The 17,715-nt window shown below is 68.4% G+C and carries 18 protein-coding genes; 9 read left to right on the top strand and 9 right to left on the bottom strand.

Annotation, left to right across the window (positions count from 1 at the left end):
* Positions 1 to 121: 121 nt before the first annotated feature.
* Both Aph01nite_RS03420 and Aph01nite_RS03425 read left to right on the top strand, forming a co-directional pair.
* Complete coding sequence (locus Aph01nite_RS03420; RefSeq protein ID WP_204039236.1) at positions 122 to 2,689, top strand: discoidin domain-containing protein; 2,568 nt, start codon at positions 122 to 124, stop codon at positions 2,687 to 2,689.
* Between the two features lie 331 nt (positions 2,690 to 3,020).
* A complete protein-coding gene (locus tag Aph01nite_RS03425) occupies positions 3,021 to 3,860 on the top strand; it encodes a hypothetical protein (protein WP_204039237.1) in 840 nt (279 codons plus the stop codon).
* A 12-nt stretch (positions 3,861 to 3,872) separates the two neighbouring features.
* Here the strand turns inward: Aph01nite_RS03425 and Aph01nite_RS03430 are convergent, their stop codons facing one another.
* The 3 genes from Aph01nite_RS03430 to Aph01nite_RS03440 all read right to left on the bottom strand — a co-directional run bounded on the left by Aph01nite_RS03430 (position 3,873) and on the right by Aph01nite_RS03440 (position 5,500).
* Positions 3,873 to 4,265, bottom strand: coding sequence for a VOC family protein (locus Aph01nite_RS03430; protein WP_204039238.1), 393 nt, complete (start codon positions 4,263 to 4,265; stop codon positions 3,873 to 3,875).
* A 33-nt stretch (positions 4,266 to 4,298) separates the two neighbouring features.
* Positions 4,299 to 4,841: a DUF6789 family protein gene (locus Aph01nite_RS03435; RefSeq protein ID WP_204039239.1), complete on the bottom strand. Its 543-nt coding sequence runs from the start codon at positions 4,839 to 4,841 to the stop codon at positions 4,299 to 4,301.
* A gap of 77 nt (positions 4,842 to 4,918) precedes the next feature.
* Positions 4,919 to 5,500 carry a TetR/AcrR family transcriptional regulator gene (locus Aph01nite_RS03440; RefSeq protein ID WP_204039361.1) on the bottom strand — a complete coding sequence of 194 codons (582 nt, stop codon included), beginning with the start codon at positions 5,498 to 5,500 and terminating at the stop codon, positions 4,919 to 4,921.
* Positions 5,501 to 5,575: 75 nt separating this feature from the next.
* Here Aph01nite_RS03440 and Aph01nite_RS03445 point away from each other — a divergent pair, with 75 nt between their 5' ends.
* The 3 genes from Aph01nite_RS03445 to Aph01nite_RS03455 are packed head-to-tail and all read left to right on the top strand — an operon-like array spanning position 5,576 to position 7,975.
* On the top strand, positions 5,576 to 6,154 hold the full coding sequence (locus tag Aph01nite_RS03445) for a dihydrofolate reductase family protein (RefSeq protein ID WP_204039240.1): 579 nt from the start codon (positions 5,576 to 5,578) through the stop codon (positions 6,152 to 6,154).
* 34 nt (positions 6,155 to 6,188) lie between these two features.
* Positions 6,189 to 7,322 (top strand): sensor histidine kinase, encoded by a 1,134-nt coding sequence (locus Aph01nite_RS03450; RefSeq protein ID WP_204039241.1) that lies wholly within the window; start codon positions 6,189 to 6,191, stop codon positions 7,320 to 7,322.
* Positions 7,319 to 7,975, top strand: coding sequence for a response regulator (locus Aph01nite_RS03455; protein WP_204039242.1), 657 nt, complete (start codon positions 7,319 to 7,321; stop codon positions 7,973 to 7,975). The genes Aph01nite_RS03450 and Aph01nite_RS03455 overlap by 4 nt, the downstream gene beginning before the upstream one ends.
* Here the strand turns inward: Aph01nite_RS03455 and Aph01nite_RS03460 are convergent.
* A complete protein-coding gene (locus Aph01nite_RS03460) occupies positions 7,965 to 8,609 on the bottom strand; it encodes a DUF2306 domain-containing protein (RefSeq protein ID WP_204039243.1) in 645 nt (214 codons plus the stop codon). The genes Aph01nite_RS03455 and Aph01nite_RS03460 overlap by 11 nt on opposite strands.
* 169 nt (positions 8,610 to 8,778) lie before the next feature.
* Here Aph01nite_RS03460 and Aph01nite_RS03465 point away from each other — a divergent pair, with 169 nt between their 5' ends.
* Positions 8,779 to 9,759, top strand: coding sequence for an NAD(P)-dependent alcohol dehydrogenase (locus Aph01nite_RS03465; protein WP_204039244.1), 981 nt, complete (start codon positions 8,779 to 8,781; stop codon positions 9,757 to 9,759).
* Here Aph01nite_RS03465 and Aph01nite_RS03470 read toward each other — a convergent pair whose 3' ends face one another.
* Both Aph01nite_RS03470 and Aph01nite_RS03475 read right to left on the bottom strand, forming a co-directional pair.
* Complete coding sequence (locus Aph01nite_RS03470) at positions 9,760 to 11,055, bottom strand: LpqB family beta-propeller domain-containing protein (protein ID WP_204039245.1); 1,296 nt, start codon at positions 11,053 to 11,055, stop codon at positions 9,760 to 9,762.
* A 110-nt stretch (positions 11,056 to 11,165) separates the two neighbouring features.
* On the bottom strand, positions 11,166 to 11,387 hold the full coding sequence (locus tag Aph01nite_RS03475; RefSeq protein ID WP_204039246.1) for an erythromycin esterase family protein: 222 nt from the start codon (positions 11,385 to 11,387) through the stop codon (positions 11,166 to 11,168).
* 210 nt (positions 11,388 to 11,597) lie between these two features.
* Here Aph01nite_RS03475 and Aph01nite_RS03480 point away from each other — a divergent pair, with 210 nt between their 5' ends.
* Positions 11,598 to 11,972, top strand: coding sequence for a hypothetical protein (locus Aph01nite_RS03480; protein WP_204039247.1), 375 nt, complete (start codon positions 11,598 to 11,600; stop codon positions 11,970 to 11,972).
* Positions 11,973 to 11,997: 25 nt separating this feature from the next.
* On the opposite strand, the gene Aph01nite_RS03485 is transcribed toward Aph01nite_RS03480, so the two are convergent.
* On the bottom strand, positions 11,998 to 13,053 hold the full coding sequence (locus Aph01nite_RS03485) for a right-handed parallel beta-helix repeat-containing protein (RefSeq protein WP_204039248.1): 1,056 nt from the start codon (positions 13,051 to 13,053) through the stop codon (positions 11,998 to 12,000).
* 191 nt (positions 13,054 to 13,244) lie between these two features.
* On the opposite strand from Aph01nite_RS03485, the gene Aph01nite_RS03490 reads away from it, so the two are divergent.
* Entirely contained in the window at positions 13,245 to 13,946 is a 702-nt protein-coding gene (locus Aph01nite_RS03490) for a hypothetical protein (RefSeq protein ID WP_204039249.1), read from the top strand.
* A gap of 62 nt (positions 13,947 to 14,008) precedes the next feature.
* On the opposite strand, the gene msrA is transcribed toward Aph01nite_RS03490, so the two are convergent.
* Entirely contained in the window at positions 14,009 to 14,671 is a 663-nt protein-coding gene (msrA, locus tag Aph01nite_RS03495; RefSeq protein ID WP_204039250.1) for a peptide-methionine (S)-S-oxide reductase MsrA, read from the bottom strand.
* 132 nt (positions 14,672 to 14,803) lie between these two features.
* On the opposite strand from msrA, the gene rarD reads away from it, so the two are divergent.
* Positions 14,804 to 15,736 (top strand): EamA family transporter RarD, encoded by a 933-nt coding sequence (gene rarD, locus Aph01nite_RS03500; RefSeq protein WP_204039251.1) that lies wholly within the window; start codon positions 14,804 to 14,806, stop codon positions 15,734 to 15,736.
* Positions 15,737 to 16,709: 973 nt separating this feature from the next.
* On the opposite strand, the gene Aph01nite_RS03505 is transcribed toward rarD, so the two are convergent.
* Positions 16,710 to 17,705, bottom strand: coding sequence for a polyprenyl synthetase family protein (locus tag Aph01nite_RS03505; RefSeq protein ID WP_204039252.1), 996 nt, complete (start codon positions 17,703 to 17,705; stop codon positions 16,710 to 16,712).
* Positions 17,706 to 17,715 lie beyond the last annotated feature (10 nt).

Consider the following 17,715-nt stretch of genomic DNA (forward strand, 5'->3'; position numbering starts at 1 on the left):
CCCTTGACGACCATGTGCCGCCTAAGTTAAATCAAGGATCGAAATAAGGTGTTGATTTACGGCATGTCGTAAGTCTGCGTCTGTTGGACCTTCACCCCCCGCTTCCGCAGTGGAGACACGCATGAGAGGTCTGTCCCGAAGAATCGCCGCATTATTCACCGCGTCCGCGGTGGTGGCGGCGCTCATCAACCTCACCCCCACCGCCGCCTACGCCGACACCCTGATCTCCCAGGGCAAACCCGCCACCTCCTCCTCCGTGGAAGGCGCCTTCGTCGCCGGAAACGCGGTCGACGGGGTCGCGGGCTCCCGCTGGTCCAGCCTGGCCACCAATGACCAGTGGCTCCAGGTGGACCTGGGCAGCACCGTCACCCTGACCCGCGCGGTGCTCACCTGGGAGGCCGCGTACGGCAGCGCGTACAAGATCCAGGGTGCGGCCGCCCCCGGCGGTCCCTGGACCGACCTGGCCTCGGTCACCGGCGGCGACGGCGGGGTCGACAACGTGACCCTCACCGGCAGCGCCCGGTACGTCCGCATGCTCGGCATCACCCGCGCCACCCCCTGGGGCTACTCCCTCTTCGAGTTCCAGGTGTACGGCGAGGTGGGCGGCAACCCCGGTGACCCCTGCCCGGCCACCAACGCCGCGCTGAACAAGCCCGCCGCCGCCTCCTCCCTCCAGGGCGCGGGCTTCCCCGCCTCCGCCGCGGTGGACGGCAACACCGGCACCCGCTGGTCCAGCCTCGCCGCCGACCCGCAGTGGATCAGGGTCGACCTCGGCTCCACGCAGACCGTCTGCTCCATCGACCTGCGGTGGGAGGCCGCCTACGCCAGCGCCTTCCAGCTCCAGGTCTCCGGCGGCCCCGACGGCCCGTGGACCACGCTGAAGACCGTCACCGGCGCGACCGGCGGCGTGCAGACCCACGCGGTCAGCGGCTCCGGCCGCTACGTCCGCGTGTACGGCACCGCCCGCGGCACCGGCTACGGCTACTCCCTCTGGGAGTTCGCGGTGCGCACCACCACCGGGCCCCCCGACCCGAACATCCCCGGCGGCGGCGACCTCGGCCCCAACGTGCACGTGATCGACCCCTCGATGTCCAGCGCGAGCATCCAGGCCGCCCTCGACACCGTCTTCACCCAGCAGGAGTCCGCGCAGTTCGGCACCGGACGGCACGCGTTCCTGTTCAAGCCCGGCAGCTACAACGTCAACGCCAAGGTCGGCTTCTACACCTCCATCGTCGGCCTCGGCCAGAACCCCGGCGACGTCGTCATCAACGGCGGCGTGACCGTGGACGCCGGCTGGTTCAACGGCAACGCCACCCAGAACTTCTGGCGCTCCACCGAGAACCTGGCCGTGCAGCCCACCGGCGGCGAGAACCGCTGGGCCGTCTCCCAGGCCGCGCCCTTCCGCCGCATGCACATCCGCGGCAACCTCAACCTCGCCCCCACCGGGTACGGCTGGGCCAGCGGCGGCTACATCGCGGACAGCAAGATCGACGGCTCGGTCGGCCCGTACTCCCAGCAGCAGTGGTACACCCGTGAGAGCACCATCGGCGGCTGGGTCAACGGCGTCTGGAACATGGTCTTCTCCGGCGTCGTCGGCGCCCCGGCCAACTCCTTCCCCGAGCCGGTGTACACCACGCTGCAGAACACCCCGATCGCCCGGGAGAAGCCGTACCTGTACGTGGACGGCGGCGGCAACTACCGCGTCTTCGTCCCGGCCCTGCGGACCAACGCGCGCGGCCACAGCTGGGCCAACGGTCCCACGGCCGGCAGTTCGCTCCCGCTGACGGACTTCTACGTGGCCAAGCCCACGGACACCGCGGCCACCATCAACGCGGCGCTCGCCCAGGGCCTCAACCTGCTCCTCACCCCGGGCATCTACCGCATCAACGCCCCGATCAACATCAACCGGGCGAACACCATCGTGCTCGGCCTCGGCCTGGCGACGATCATCCCCGAGAACGCGGCCACCGCGATCAAGGTCGCCGACGTGGACGGCGTCAAGCTGGCCGGCTTCCTCATCGACGCGGGCCCGCAGAAGTCCGACGTGCTGATCGAGGTCGGGCCCGCCAGCTCCAGCGCCGACCACGCGGCCAACCCGACCACCCTGCAGGACGTGTTCGTCCGCATCGGCGGCGCCTTCGCCGGCAACGCCACCACCAGCGTCGTGATCAACAGCGATGACGTGATCATCGACCACACCTGGCTCTGGCGCGGCGACCACGGCGAGGGCATCGGCTGGAACGTCAACACCGCCGAGACCGGCCTCATCGTCAACGGCGACGACGTCCTGGCCACCGGCCTGTTCGTCGAGCACTACCGCAAGTACGACGTCGAGTGGTACGGCGAGCGTGGCCGCACCATCTTCTTCCAGAACGAGAAGGCCTACGACCCGCCCAACCAGGCGTCCTACATGAACGGCACGGTCAAGGGCTGGGCGGCCTACAAGGTCGGCCCGAACGTGAACGTGCACGAGGGCTGGGGCATGGGCTCCTACTGCTACTTCAACGTCGACCCGACCATCGAGGTGGACCGCGTCTTCGAGGTCCCGATCAAGCCGAACGTGAAGTTCCACAGCCTGCTCGCGGTCTCCCTGGGCGGCAACGGCCGCATCAACCGCGTCATCAACGACACCGGCGCGCCGGCCTTCGGCACCGCCACCATCCCGTCCAAGGTCGTCTCCTACCCCTGACTCCTGACCCCTGACCCCTGACTCCTGAACTCCCCGGGCCGTGGGCTCTCCCGAGTCCACGGCCCTTCTTTCCCCCCACCCACCCGCCCCGAAGAAGCTCAGCCCGGTCCGCCAGGCCATGGCGTGATCGCGGGTCCCGCCGACAGCTTGGGGCTCGTGACCAGGTCGGGTTGCGCCATCCCCCGCAATCCGCTTCATCTCGGCGTCAGATACCTGCGCCGTCCTCTCCCATGGGGCCAGACAGGCCCCATACGATGGCGAAACCGCCCTTGGCGCCAGATTTTTGCGGTAAGCAACCCGGTGACATGGCCGTTTATCGGAAGGACTTGATTTGTCCGCTCCGCCCCGCCTCTATGTTCTGGTCGCGATCCACGCCCCGACAGCGTTGATCATTCGCCGAGGTCCGAGCAACTGGTGGCACCTGCTCCGGTGGGACCTGCAGACGAGAACAATCGAGCCGGGCGCGTGGTTCGGCGGGACGTTGTATCCCCGCCGCTGCGATATATCCCCCGACGGCCGATATTTCGGTTATTTCGCGCTTGGTACCGGCGAGCCGCCGTGGCGGACGTACTTCGCCGTCTCGCGGTTGCCGTGGCTCACCGCCCTGGTCGCCTGGCAGACGTACGGCACGTACACCATCGGCTGCCGTTTCGCCCGGGACGGCAATCTCACCATCAGCGGGGCGATGAACGACCAGCCGTTCCACGGCCGCTACCCCAACAAGGCCTCCATCGAGGTCATGCACACCAACTGGATCCGCCGGGACATCCAGAACGAGCTCAAACGCGGCTGGCGGCCCCTCCGCGAGGCCCTGGAGATCCCCCTGGACCCGGACGAGCGCGATTCGGCAGTACTGATCCAGCGGACCAGTCCGACCGGTCACGGGACGTCCCTCATCCTCGCCCACACCGGGGTCGACTTCCAGCGTCACGGCATCGAGGGCGTACAGACGCGATATTTCCGGAAGGACCGTGACGGGCAGATCACCCCACTCGCCGACGCGACCTGGGCCGACTGGGACCACAACGGCCATCTGCTCATGGCCACCCGCCAGGGCGCCGTCACCGTCCACGAACAACGCCGGCGAGTCTGGACGGAAACGTGGACCCACGACCTGGCCGACCTCACCCCCAACCCAGCCGAGGCACCCGTCTGGGCTGAGGGCTGGTGACTCCGGATCCGGCTATTCACCCAGTTCTTCGAACAAGGTGAGCTGCAAGCCCGCCTCTCCCTCCAGCCGCGCGTTCAGCGAGTCCCACGGCGTACGCGTGGGCGCCGCGATCACCTGCGCCCCCGCCTCGGCCAGCTCCGCGGTGACCCGCATCGTGTCGTCCACCTCGAAGGCCACCCGGATGTGCCCGGCCACCCGCCTGCCGACCTCGACCCGATCGATGAACGCGGCCTGCCTGGCGTCGATCAGTTCCAGGGTCGCCCGGCCCGCGTCCAGCAGCCGTACCTTTCCCTCCTCGGAGGAGAAGTCGGCCAGCTCCGGCAAGCCCAGAACGTCCCGATAGAACCGCAGCGCCCGCTCGTAGTCATCCGCGGTCACGACCAGCCGAAGCTCGTGTACTCCCATGGACGGATCGTAGTCAGCGGACAATTCACCACATCACCGCTGCCATTGCCGGGCCATGCCGTTCTGGGTGGCGCCCACGGGCATGGGCGCGGGCCGGGTGGGCACCTGCTTGGGTCGTTTCATCCCGGCCGGTTTGCGGGCGTTGAGGCGGTTGAGGCTGTACGCGAGGGTCGCGCCGTACGCGATGTGGCACGCGGCCATGACGACCTGGCGGCCCGGCTGGTGCTCCCGGGAGACCGGCGGGAGGATGCCGAGTCTGGGCACCCAGCCTTCGTAGCTGGCGAGCCAGATCGCCAGGCCGTAGGCCGTACCCACCGAGGGTGGGGTCTGGTGGCCGCGGGCGAGCATGGCGTACGCGGCTCCGGCGGCGGTGCCGAAGCCGAAGTGGCCCAGCGTGGCGAACAGGTTCTCGCCGGGTTTGGGGCGGTGCCGGGAGCCGGGCAGCAGGGCGCGGGTAATAAGTTTTGGCGGTTGATCCCGCATCAGGCCCATCTGGCGGCCGGCCATCATGACGGCACTGTGGGCCATGGTGGCCATCACCCCGCAGAGCATGCCCTTGCGCAGTTCCCGGAACATGTGATCACTCCTATGTGTCGTTCACCCATGAGACGTCGCAATAGGCGCATACCCATGTTGACCTGCGCAGATACGAGCTACTCTTCCGTTTCCGGGATGAGGCGGGCGACCGCCAGCTCCACCAGCTCTTGCAGCTGGGTTTCGGTGAAGACATCCGGCAGGGTGAGCTGTTCGACGATCAGCCAGCTCATGGCCAGGTAGAGCAGCAGGACCGCCGAGGCGTCGCCGGGCAGGCCCGACTCCAGGTGGTAGGCGACGTTCTCGTCGATGTTCGCCTTGATCTGCTCGGTGAGGACGGCGCGCAGGCCGGGGCGGCGGGTGGCCTCCAGGCGGAGCTCCAGCAGGGCGAGGTAGCCGGTGCGGTAGCCGGCGATGCGACCGACCAGGTCGTGCATGAGTCCGGCCACCCGTTTGCGGTCGCGCGGCCCGGTGAGACTCGCGGCCATGGTCGGCGCGTCGGGTGTCAGGTGTTCGTAGATGCGCGCTCCGGCCTGCGTGAGCAGGCCGTCCCGGTTCGCGAAGTAGTTGGAGGTCGTGCCGCCGGGGACGGCCGCCTGGGCGTCCACGGCCCGGAAGGTGAGGCCACGCGCCCCTTCCCGTGCCAGCACCTCGATGGCGGCGTCGAGCAGCGCCGCGCGCCGCGCCGGGTTCTGCCGAATCACGTTGACACCACTCCAGATGTAGTACTACGTTCAAATCACTACAGACAGAGTACTTCATTCAGGATGGTCAGCATGCGAAATCTGGTCTACTACGTCGGCGTCAGCATCGACGGCTACATCGCCGGACCTCGCGGCGAGTTCGACTTCTATCCCGACATAACGTCGTGGATAACTGCGGAGTATCCCGAAACCGTCCCCACCCACATGCGATCCCAGCTCGGGATCGACGCGCCGAACCGGCATTTCGACACGGTCGTGATGGGCAAGGGCACCTACCAGCCGGCTCTGGACCTCGGCGTCACAAGCCCGTACCAGCACTTGAGGCAGTACATCGTCTCGACCTCGCTCCCCGAGATCGACGACCCGCGGGTCGAGGTGGTCCGGGCCGACCCGGGCGGGCTCGTCCAGGAACTCAAGAAGGAGGACGGCCCGGACATCTGGCTGTGCGGCGGCGGCATGCTCGCCGGGGCGCTCCTCCCCCACATCGACGAACTGATCGTCAAGCACTATCCGGTGATCGCCGGTGACGGCGTCTCCGCGTTCACGGGAGCCTTCCAGCCCACCCTCTTCACCCCCACCCGCTCCCAGTCCTTCGGCAACGGCACCACCGTCTCCTGGTACGCCAGGACCGGCTCTCGTACTTTGGGCTGATACGGAGTGATGCGGGCTCTCGTACCATGATTTGGTGCTCGGCCTGATTCGCTCTTTATGGGACGAGCCTCGTCCGCTCAGCCCGCCGCCGCGGGTCTGGCGGGACTGGGCGCTCGTGGGCGTGCTCGTGCCGGTCGCCGTCCTCGAAGGGTTCCTGCGCAGGGACCTTCCGTGGCCGGCGGTCTCCGTGCTCCTCACCGCAGGGCTGACGGTCACCCTGCTGTGGCGCAGGACCATGCCGCTCCTCATGATCGTGATCGCGTTCGGCGTCAACGGCGTGGCCCACCTGATCGTGGGCGGCAACGCGCTGGAGACGCACACCATGGTCTTCCTGCTCATCCTGGTGCACGCGCTGGTGCGCTGGGGGGCCGGCCGCGAGGTGGTGATCGGGCTCACCATCGTCGTGGCCGCGGCCGTGTGGACGATGGCCGCCAATTTCACGGTCTGGGCCGACGTGATCGGCGGGAGCGCCGTCCTGGCCGTGTCCGTCGCCCTCGGGGTGGCGTTCCGCTACCGGTCCGGGGCGAGGATGCGCGAACTCGACAGGGTCAAGCTGCTCGAACGCGAACAGCTGGCCCGCGACCTGCACGACACCGTCGCCCACCACGTCTCGGCGATGGCGATCCGCGCCCAGGCGGGCCTGGCCACCGCGGCGCTGCGCCCGGACGCCGCGACCGACGCGCTCCGGGTGATCGAGGAGGAGGCCTCGCGCGCGCTCGCGGAGATGCAGACCATGGTCCGCGCCCTGCGCCGGGACCAGCCGGCCGACCTGACGCCCGCGCGGCGCATCGCCGACCTGAACGACCTCGCCCGCCACGGCCGCTCCGGCCCGCCCGTCGAGGTGGAGATCTCGGGCGACGTCGGCGACCTCCCGCCGTCGATCCAGGCCGCGATCTACCGCCTGGCCCAGGAGTCGGTCACCAACGCCCGGCGGCACGCCCGGCACGCCACCCGCATCGAGGTCCGCGTCACCGCCGACGACACGTCCGTACGCCTGCGGGTCAGCGACGACGGTGAGAGCAGCGCCATGCGCCCGGCCGCCTCGCCCGGCTACGGCCTCATCGGCATGATCGAACGTGCCGACCTGCTCGGCGGCACCTGCGTGGCCGGGCCCGACGCCGATCGCGGCTGGACCGTCACCGCCGTGCTGCCGCGGACGGCGGCATGAACATCCGGGTGATCGTGGCCGACGACCAGGAGATCGTCCGGACCGGGCTGGTGATGATCCTGGACGCCCAGCCGGGCATCGAGGTGGTCGGGGCGGCCGACGACGGCAGGCGGGCCGTGGAGTTGGCGCGGCGGCTGCGGCCCGACGTGTGCCTGTTCGACATCCGCATGCCCGGCATGGACGGCATCGAGGCCACCCGCGCCCTCGCCGGCCCGACCGTCGAGGACCCGCTCGCCGTCGTCGTCATCACCACGTTCGACCTCGACGAGTACGTCTACGCCGCCCTGCGCGCCGGCGCCCGGGGCTTCCTGCTCAAGAACGCGGGGGCGGACCTGCTGGCCCAGGCCGTCCGGGCCGCCGCCGGCGGCGACGCGCTGATCGCGCCGAGCATCACCGCCCGCCTGCTCGGCGCCTTCGCCCGCGCCGGCCCTCCCCCGTCCTCGGCGCGGCCGATCGAGGCGCTCACGGACCGCGAGGAGCAGATTCTGGTCGCCGTGGCGCGGGGCCGTACGAACGGGGAGATCGCCGACGAGCTGTACATCTCGCTCAGCACGGTCAAGACGCACATCGCCAGCCTCATGGCGAAGCTCGGGGCCCGCAATCGGGTCGAGATCGCCATGTGGGCGTACGAGACGAACCGGGTCAGGACCTGACGCGGGTGCGCGGCCTTCTGATGATCCATTCCGCGACCGCCAGGTTGATCACCCAGGCGGCGGCCAGGAGGAGCGCCCGGGTGGTCTCGATGGGCGCGCCGGCGAGCAGGATCAGCGGGAGCTGGGTCACGGCCTGTGTGCCCGCGCCCTGGCCGATCGCGTAGCCGCGGATCATCCAGGCGCGGTGGCGGGTGATGTCCCGCCGCCGGATCGCGGCCAGGCCGAGGAGGATGCACGCCACCATGGCCGTCCCGAACAGCAGCCGGAACGCGGCGAGGAGATCGCCGTCACCCGGCGGGCGGGGATAGAACAGCGTCATCCACAGCCCTGATAACGCGGCGATGAGCCCGCACGGGATCAGCAGCCGTCCGGCGGCGCGGTGCCAGCCGGATCTGCGGCGGCGGAATCCGGGGACGAACTGGAAAGCGCCCAGCACGCAGTAGAGGGTGGCGCCGACGATGTGCAACGCCACCGGAATCGGCGACGCGAAGAATCGCGCGTTCTCCGCCGTGACGGCCGCGCCCCCGGTCAACTGGGTGAGGCGGAACGCCCCGGCCGCCACCGGTACGGCACTGAGCACGAGCAGTCCCGCCGGCGCGAGCCATTCCCGCCTTTTCTTCGTCGTTTTCGTCATGCGCCGATCGTGACGGCCGGGGACCTCCCGGTTCATCGATAAACCGGCCCCTCCTGAGCTGGCCGATCATCCAGCAAACGGGCGTACTTTCGGCTGATGAGCCCTTCGCGATGGCTTCTTACGCTGATTTCGCGGGCCTCGATCGCCCGCAGTCGACAAGGAGAATCTGATGAAGGCGTTCGTTCTGCGCTCGTACGGCCCGCCCGAGGTCCTGCGTCTCACCGATATCGCCACGCCGGTGCCCGGAGACGACGAAGTACTGATTCGGGTGGTCGCCACCTCGGTCAATCCGTACGACTGGCATCACATGCGGGGTGAGCCGTACATCGCGCGGCTGATGGGCGGGCTCGGGCCGAGGCGGCCGAAGTTCAGCATCCTGGGCGCCGACGTGGCCGGGCAGGTCGAGGCGGTCGGCAAGGACGTGACGGAGTTCGGTCCCGGCGACGAGGTCTTCGCCCTCATCGAGCAGGGCGGCTTCGCGGAGTACGTGTGCGTCAAGGAGAACCTGGTCGCGCCGAAACCCAAGAACCTGTCGTACGAGCAGGCGGCGGCGGTGCCGATGGCGGCCGTCAGCGCGCTGGTGGGGTTACGCGACGTGGGTGACGTCCAGCCGGGGCAGAAGGTGCTCGTCAACGGGGCTTCCGGCGGAGTGGGGACGTTCGCCGTGCAGATCGCCCGGGCCATGGGGGCGGAGGTCACCGGGGTGTGCAGCACCCGCAACGTCGACCTGGTCCTGTCGCTCGGCGCGACCGACGTCATCGACTACACCAAGACCAACTTCACCCGGAACGGGAAACGCTACGACCTGCTGCTGGACATGGCCGGGGGCTATTCCGCCTCCGCCTGCCGGCGAGTCCTCAAACCGAAGGGCATCCGCTCCGTCATCGGAGGAAAGGCCGGCCGCTGGGTCCAACCCGTCGGCCACATGACCGCCGGACTCGCATCGTCCCGATTCACGTCCCAGAAGATGCTCATGGTCGACACGGTCAACTACACCCCGAAGAAGCTCGCCCTCACGACCCTGACGGAATTCATCGAAGCCGGCCAGGTAACCCCGATCATCAACCGCCGCTACCCATTCGCCGAGATCCCCGCAGCCATCACGTACCTCGAAACAGGCCACGTCCCCGGCAAGGTCACCATCACCTGATCAGGGACAGCTGTGGCCGATGGACGGATTCAGGCACAGGTCCGCGCCTGACCCACCGTTGTTGATGTTGGTACCGCCGTCGCCGTCCAAGACGTCGTTGCCGCTACCCCCACGCTGGAAGTCGTCGCCCTCATCGCCGTGGATGGTGTCGTCACCACTGGCACCGTCCAGGCGGTCGTGCCCGGGTCCGCCATACAAGGTGTCCCGGCCCGCGTTGCCGTTGAGACGGTCGCGGCCGTCATCGCCGACGAGGGTGTCGTGCCCGGTGCCGCCGTTGACGATGTCGTCGCCGGGCCCGCCGATGAGGGTGTCGTTGCCACCGCGCCCACTGAGCCGGTCATTACCGCCCAGTCCGCAGATGACGTCGTCCCCCGGAGTACCGGTCAGGCGCTCCCTGGCGGCGGTTCCGGTGATCGTGCACTGCAGGCTGGGACCGGCCGCCCAGTCCGGCTGGAAGTCGTGGGCGGCGTTGTTCGTGAGGTTGAGCTGGCCGGTTCCGTCGGCGTCCATCGCGTACACCTCGAGGTTGCCGTCCCGGTCGGTGTGGAAGGCGATCTTCGTGCCGTCCGGCGACCACACGGGGTCGTCGTCGATCCCGGGATGGTTGCTGAGGTCGACCTGGCCGGTTCCGTCGGCGTCCATGCCGTAGACCTCCAGGTTGCCGTCCCGGTCGGTGACGAAAGCGATCTTCGTGCCGTCGGGCGACCAGGCCGGGGCGCTGTCGGTCGCGGTGTTGACCGTCACCCGCACCTGCCCGCCGCCGTCGGCGTTCATCGTGTAGATCTCGCTGTTGCCGTCCCGATCGCTCCTGAACGCGATCATCGTGCCGTCCGGCGACCAGGCCGGGTCACTGTCACTGCCGGCGTCGTTGGTCAGGTTGGCCGGCGAACTCCCGTCCGCGCCCATCACGTAGATCTCGCCGTCCCCGTCCCGTTCACTCCGAAACGCGATCATCGTTCCGTCCGGCGACCACGTCGGCGCGCCGTCGGCCGCGGCGTTGTTGGTGAGGTTGGTCGGTGAACTCCCGTCGGCCCCCATCACGTACACGTCGAAGTCGCCGTCCCGATCGCTGATGAAAGCGATCTTGGTGCCGTCCGGCGACCACACCGGCTGGCTGTCGTTGGCGGCATTGGCGGTGAGCCGCGTCTGCCCGGTGCCGTCCGCGTTCATGACGTACACCTCGTAGTCGCCGTCCCGCTCACTCCCAAAAACGATCTTGCCGTTGCTCCCCGGCACCACCGCCCCGACCGGCTCCGCCACCACCGCCGTCGCCAGCACGGCCACCAAGACGGCCAACCGCCGCACCACCATCAACAACCCCTCACACGCCGAATCGCGGGCGATCCTGTGTAAGGGGGTGATCCACAAGACCCTTTCTCGAGGTCACATGGTACGAGCCGAACCCATCAAGATCGAGGAAGCCGAGCGGGAGAGGTTTCGCCGTCGAGAGGTTCGATGGCGTGGGTCTCGTCGATGTGGATCAACGCGTCGAACTGCTCGGAGACGCGGGCGAGGAAGTAGTGGCTCTCGCGTTCGGTGCGCGGGCGGTAGACGGCGCCGATCGCGCGCTCCAGGAGGGCTTTGCGCAGGAGTTCCCTGGTTCGGGGGGCGGACAAGCGGTTCGGCATCGCTACCGCCTCCCTACGGAGCCAGGGACCATACCCCTAGCCCAGCAGGACAAACCGGTGCCAAACGGGTCAAATCCGGCAAGGTTACGGCCCTTCCCGTCTGCCAACGTTTACCAGCTGGCGGGGCGTTGCTGGCGGGCCGCGACCTACCGTGAAAGAGAGACTTCCCGGACGGATGACTTCCCGGACAGACGAAGAGGGGAGGAGATCATGACTGTCAAGCTGAACAAACGGGCGTTCGACTTCGCGAAGAAGCTCATCGACGACGGCCACTACGTCCTGGACGGAATGGACGACTGGAGCGAGCACCACCCCTCGGCCCAGCAGGAGAACGATTTCCTCGACAAGCACGGCTTCGGGGAGTACGAGCACTGGTTCCTGGGCGAGGACGACGAGCAGAACGAGGAGACCAAGGGCCGCTACAAGTTCCCCTTCGGCGACTTCGCCAAGGTGCACCGCTGCGGCATCATCGCCGCCGAGGTACGCGCGGCGCAGCGGGACCACACCGACATCGAGGTGGCCGTGGCCCACCTGCACGGCAGGCTCGACGAACTGATCTCCGCCCGGGACGAGCATTCCGGCTGACGGGGACACACACCGCCGCCAGCGGTCAGGAACACGCGCCCTTCTTGAGCAGCGGTCCGCCGGTCACCTTGTTGTCGCAGGTGATCGTGTTGCCACCCACGGTGTCGTTGATCCCGACGCCCCTGCCGCCGGCGAGATCGATCCGGTTGCCGCGGAACACGTTCCCGGTCCCCCAGCCGTCGACGATCTCGTGGGTCTGGAACCCGTCCTGCGGCGTACGCCTGCCGCTGTTGTTCTCGATGACGTAGTCGTTGCCCTTGACGTCGATCCAGGAGTCGTTGAACTTGTGCCCGCCGAGGACGGACCCGTCGAAGATGTTGCCGACGATCCGGCCGCCGCGGGTGCCCTCCTTGATGTCCACGGCCTCGGCCCTGGCCCGGATCACGTTCCCGCGCACGAGGTTGCGGTCGCTGCGGTCCATCTTCCCGCCGGTGTACCTGCCCCAGTTGGACTCGGCCGACCCGAGGTAGACACCCTCGCCGAACTGCGCCCGGCGCAGCCCGGTGTTGTAGATCTTGCTGTACTGCACGATGTTGCCGGTGCTGAACACCCGCAGATGGATCGCCTCGTCGCCGATCTCGTGCACGCTCAGGCCCTGGATGATCGAGTTGCGGGTACGGTCCGCCATGACGCCCTTCTGGCTGTTGCGCACGGTGAAGCCCACCAGCCGCCAGTAGCTCACGTTGTCGAGGTGGAAGCCGTACCCCTTCTTGATGCCGCCGCCGTCCAGGACCGACGCGGCGGTGCCGCAGAGGAAGATCGGCTTCGCCCGGGTGCCCGACTTCTGGGCGGCGAACTCGCCCTGGTAGACACCGGGACGCAACTGGATCACCGCGCCGGGCCGGGCCGAGGCGAGCGCCTTCCTGAGCTGGGAGACGCTGCCGACGACCGCGGTCGGCTTCGGGCAGCGCACCTTGCCGGGTCCCGAGGGCACGGGCGTACGCGGCGCGGGAGCCGACGCCGACACCGACACCGACACCGACGCCAGGCTCACGCCCGTCAGCTCGCCGGCACCCCCGTCCACCAGCGCTCCGACCAGGACCAGCGCACCGGCTAACCCGACACCCAGCTTGATCTTCATTCGTGCGCTCCCCGACAGGTTTCCGGCAACAAGGCACAATCCTCACAGCCGGACGACGCCCGATTCGGGAGTGTTGCGACTCCGTTGTAAAGACCGCACGGAGAGCGGCGTGGCGCTCCGAAGCCACTCGCCGCAGATGTGACCATCAAGTGATCACATCCAGAAAGGCACGGCCGGAGGCACGCCACCCGATGCGGAGATTCACGAGGGCAGCCCTCCACTGCTCCCTTTCGACGGCCCTGATCACCGGGCCGAGCCCGGCCCCGGCCCACGCGGGCACCGACGACAAGCGCAAATCCTGCAGGTCGGCCGCCTGCCGGGCCGCCGCGCGCTGCGCCATGCGCGACTTCTACAAGTTCGACCGTCCCCTGCCCAGGAACTTCTACGTGCCGCGCACCCGGTACGTGGACGGCCCCGGCGGGATCATGAAGGCTTCGGTCACCCGCGAACACGAAGTGCTCGCGTGGATCGAGCTGGAGAACGAGAGCCAGCGCGGGATCAACATCGACCACGTCATCCGCCACCTCCGCCGGAAGGAACTCCCTCACCTCGAAACACGCCACATGATCTTCACCGGCCACGAGTACACCCACCGGATCTCCGACGGCATGTACGGCAACATGTGGTACCGCGTAATCGGCTACCGCGTCGGCTGGTCGGCCTGGTCCGTCCTCCCCTCCTGCCGCCACGTCCGGGTCGCCGCCGGCATCGCCAACGTCCCCGCCCGCGTCGAAGGCTGGCATTACTGGGAGACCAAGCACCCGATGCTCGGCGACGATCAAACGATCGTGCCGACGGAGGAGACCACGGCGCTGCCCTCCGATCCCGAGGAGCGCCCTACCGGCCAGAGCGGCACGTCCACCCCGTCGGGCACGGCGGGATCGGAAGGCTGAGGGACACACGAAGGCCCGTGATCCGCCCCGAACGGGTGATCACGGGCCGACCGTTCAGAGGGTCACGCCTCGCCGGTGGTGAGGCCGATCGGGCAGGCGACCCCGGTCCCGCCGATGCCGCAGTAGCCGTTCTTGTTCCGGTGCAGATACTGCTGGTGGTAGTTCTCGGCGAAGTAGAACTCGGGGGCGGGGGCGATCTCGGTGGTGATGGAACCGTAGCCGGCCCGGGTCAGGACCGACTGGTACGCGTCCCGCGAGGCCAGGGCGGACTTCTCCTGGGCGGGGGTGTGGGTGTAGATCGTGGAGCGGTACTGGGTGCCGACGTCGTTGCCCTGGCGCATGCCCTGGGTCGGGTCGTGGGACTCCCAGAAGAGCTTGAGAAGCTCCTCGTAGGAGATGCGGTTGGGGTCGTAGACGACGCGCACGGCCTCGGTGTGGCCGGTGCGGCCGGAACAGACCTCCTCGTAGGTGGGGTTGGGGGTGTAGCCACCCTGGTAGCCCACGGCCGTCGTGATCACGCCGGGGGTCTGCCAGAACTTGCGCTCGGCTCCCCAGAAGCAGCCCAGGCCGAAGTCCGCGATCTCGGATCCCGGCGGGTACGGAGGGGCGAGCGGGGCGTCGAGGACCAGATGGCGAGGGGCGACCGGCATCCGCTCAGGGCGGCCGGGGAGAGCGTCCTGAGCAGTGATCATGGTGGTCTTGTCGGTGCCGAAGATCCAGCCCATTGAGGTTCCTCCTTAGGTCCATCTGCGTCAACCGAAGCACACTCTGGTTTGTTCCATCGGTTAGCAACGCTTAAGTATCGTGCGAGTTGTACTTATTTGTCGTAAACGGCGTAAGCAGTCAAACTGGGGCACATGCCTGAAACACGTCGAGGTCTTTGGTACGGAGTCGCGGCCTACGCCATGTGGGGGCTCTTTCCGCTCTACTGGCCGCTGCTCAAGCCGTCCTCGGCGGTGGAGATCCTGGCCCACCGCATGATCTGGTCACTGGTGGCCGTCGTCGCCATCCTGTCCGTGCGTCGGCACTGGTCGTGGATCCGTACGCTGACCAGGCGGCAGTTCGTCCTGCTGACCCTGGCCGCCGTGCTGATCTCGGGCAACTGGGGGACCTACATCTTCGCGGTCAACACGGGACACGTGGTGGAGAGCGCACTCGGCTATTTCATCAGCCCGCTGGTGAACATCCTGTTCGGGGTGGCAGTCTTCCGGGAACGCCTGCGCCGCTGGCAGTGGGTGGCCGTCGCCCTCGGCGGCATCGCCGTCGTCATCCTGACCGTCGCGTACGGCAGCCTGCCCTGGATCGCCCTCACCCTGGCCTTCTCCTTCGGCCTGTACGGCCTGCTGAAGAAGGCCGCGAACGTGGGTGCCGCGGAGAGCCTGACGGTGGAGACCGTCGTGCTGTTGCTGCCGGCGCTCGGGTATCTGGCCGTGCTCGGCGGGGAGAACACCTTCGGGGCGCAGGGCGTCGGGCATGCGTTGCTGCTGGTCGGCGGGGGAATCGTGACAGCGGTACCGCTGCTCGCGTTCACGGCGGCGGCCATCCGCGTGCCCATGAGCATCATCGGCATCCTGCAGTACATCGCGCCGGTGCTGCAGTTCCTGCTCGGTGTGTTCGTCGCGCATGAGTCGATGCCGGCCAGCAGGTGGGCGGGCTTCCTGGTCGTGTGGCTGGCGCTGTGCGTCTTCACATGGGACAGCCTGCGAAACGGTCTGTCGTTCGCGCACGCCTCGTCCGAGGAGCCCGAGGAGGACCTCCCCAAGGAGGCTCTGGCAGCCCGCGGCCGCTAGAAACTCAACGCCTCGGCGCGATAAATCCTCGCGCGGATGTCTAGACCGGGTCCGGCCTCCGACCCACGCTGCTGAGGCGCCCACCCCAAGCACCCCCAAACGATTCCGCGGCCCCCCTGATCGCCACCGACGCCACCCGGTCAGCCAGCGAAGGCCCAGACGAGATCCAAACCCCAGCCACCGACCTCCAACTCCTAGCCACCGGCCGCCCCACCGCCATAACTGGCAAGGCCGCCAAACGCATCGCAGCCACGTTCTAAAGCATGCCGTGATTCCCCCACCCACCCACCCTTTTTCGAGCTGGCGCTCGGCCCCGCCTGCCTTCGAGCTGGCGCTCGGTTCCATCTGCTGCGTCAGCCCCGTCCGGCTGGGGCGTGGCGGATGAGCCGAAGCGCCCAACTTGAACAAGGCAGGTCACGACGAATGACAGGTGGCCGGCCGCCGCTACCTGTCGGAGTGGTCGATGACGCTACTGATCGACACCCACACCCCACCCAGTGGCACAGCCCGACCTGCTAACGGCATAGTCAAACCAGCAGAGCCGCACGCGACGCCTGAACTACGCCGCTCAGCGGGATGCGACCCACGGCGAGCAGGCCGGCATTCGTCCAGCGGCACGGCGAACGCCGGATGCGGCCAAGCGCCAACTCGAAGGCGGGCGGGCCGAGCGCCAGCTCGAAGGCGGGCGGGGCCGAGCGCCAGCTCGAAGGCAGGCAGGGCCGAGCGCCAGCTCGAAGGCGGGCAGGGCCGAGCGCCAGCTCGAAAAGGGTGGGTGGGTGGGGGAATCACGGCAAGCAGGGACGGCCTACGAAGAGGTCGGGCCATTGTGGACGAGGTGGAGCCACGGCGAGCAGGGCGAGTTGGCCGGGGTTTGTGCGTCCATCGCTTTTCGCGCTGGCCCCGGGCTCGCGCTGCATGCAACGGCACCCTTCTCAGCTGGTCATTCTGCTCATAGCGGCCGTACACATCGGCGTCAGCCGGAGCGTTCGACCACGTAGTCGCACAGGTACATCAAGGCGGCCCTGGCTGGGATGTCCGGTAGACCCTCTAGTTCGGATTTGCCGCGGTCGGTCCAGCGGAGGAGTTCGCCGCGGGCCTGCTTGAGGGCGTCGCTGTCGCGGAGGAGTAACAGGGCCTCGTTGACGTCGGCTTCAGCGACGGGGGTGGAGATGAGAGCGCGGAGGCGGGCTTCGGCGGGGGAGGTGGAGCCCAGGGCGTAGAGGACGGGGAGGGTGCGGATGCCTTCGCGGAGGTCGGTGCCGGGGGTTTTGCCGGAGCCGACGGTGTCGGAGGCGACGTCGATGAGGTCGTCGCCGAGTTGCCAGGCGACGCCGATGGCCTCGCAGGCGGCGGTGACGCGGGTGACGACGTCTTCGGAGGCGCCGGAGAGGAGGGCGCCGAAGCGGCCGGAGGTGGCGATGAGGGAGCCGGTCTTGTCGGCGAGCACGCTCAGGTAGTGGGCGATGGGGTCCGCGCCGGAGGCGGGGCCGATGGTCTCCCTGATCTGACCGCGGACGAGACGGGAGAAGGTGCGCGCCTGGATGCGTACGGCCTCGGGGCCGAGGTCGGCGAGGATGTCGGCGGCCTGGGCGAACAGGTAGTCGCCGGTGAGGATGGCGACCGTGTTGTTCCAGCGCGCGTTGGCCGAGGGCGTGCCGCGGCGCACGGCGGCCTCGTCCATGACGTCGTCGTGGTAGAGCGTGGCCAGGTGGGTGAGCTCCATCACGACCGCGCCCGGCACGACGGCCGCGGACTTCGGGTCGCCGAACTGGGCCGCCAGCAGCACCAGCATGGCCCGGAAACGTTTGCCCCCGGCTTCGATGAGGTGTTTGGACGCCTCCGTGACGAAGGCGTCCTCACTCTCCACGCAGGACCTGAGCAGGCGTTCCACCGCGGCCAGCCCACTGGACAGATCCTCGGCCAGCCGCTCGTCGACGACGGGTAGATCAACAACGGGCGGCGCGGCCATGGTTAAAGCT

It is taken from the genome of Acrocarpospora phusangensis, from assembly GCF_016862995.1.
Taxonomy (GTDB): Bacteria; Actinomycetota; Actinomycetes; order Streptosporangiales; family Streptosporangiaceae; genus Acrocarpospora; species Acrocarpospora phusangensis.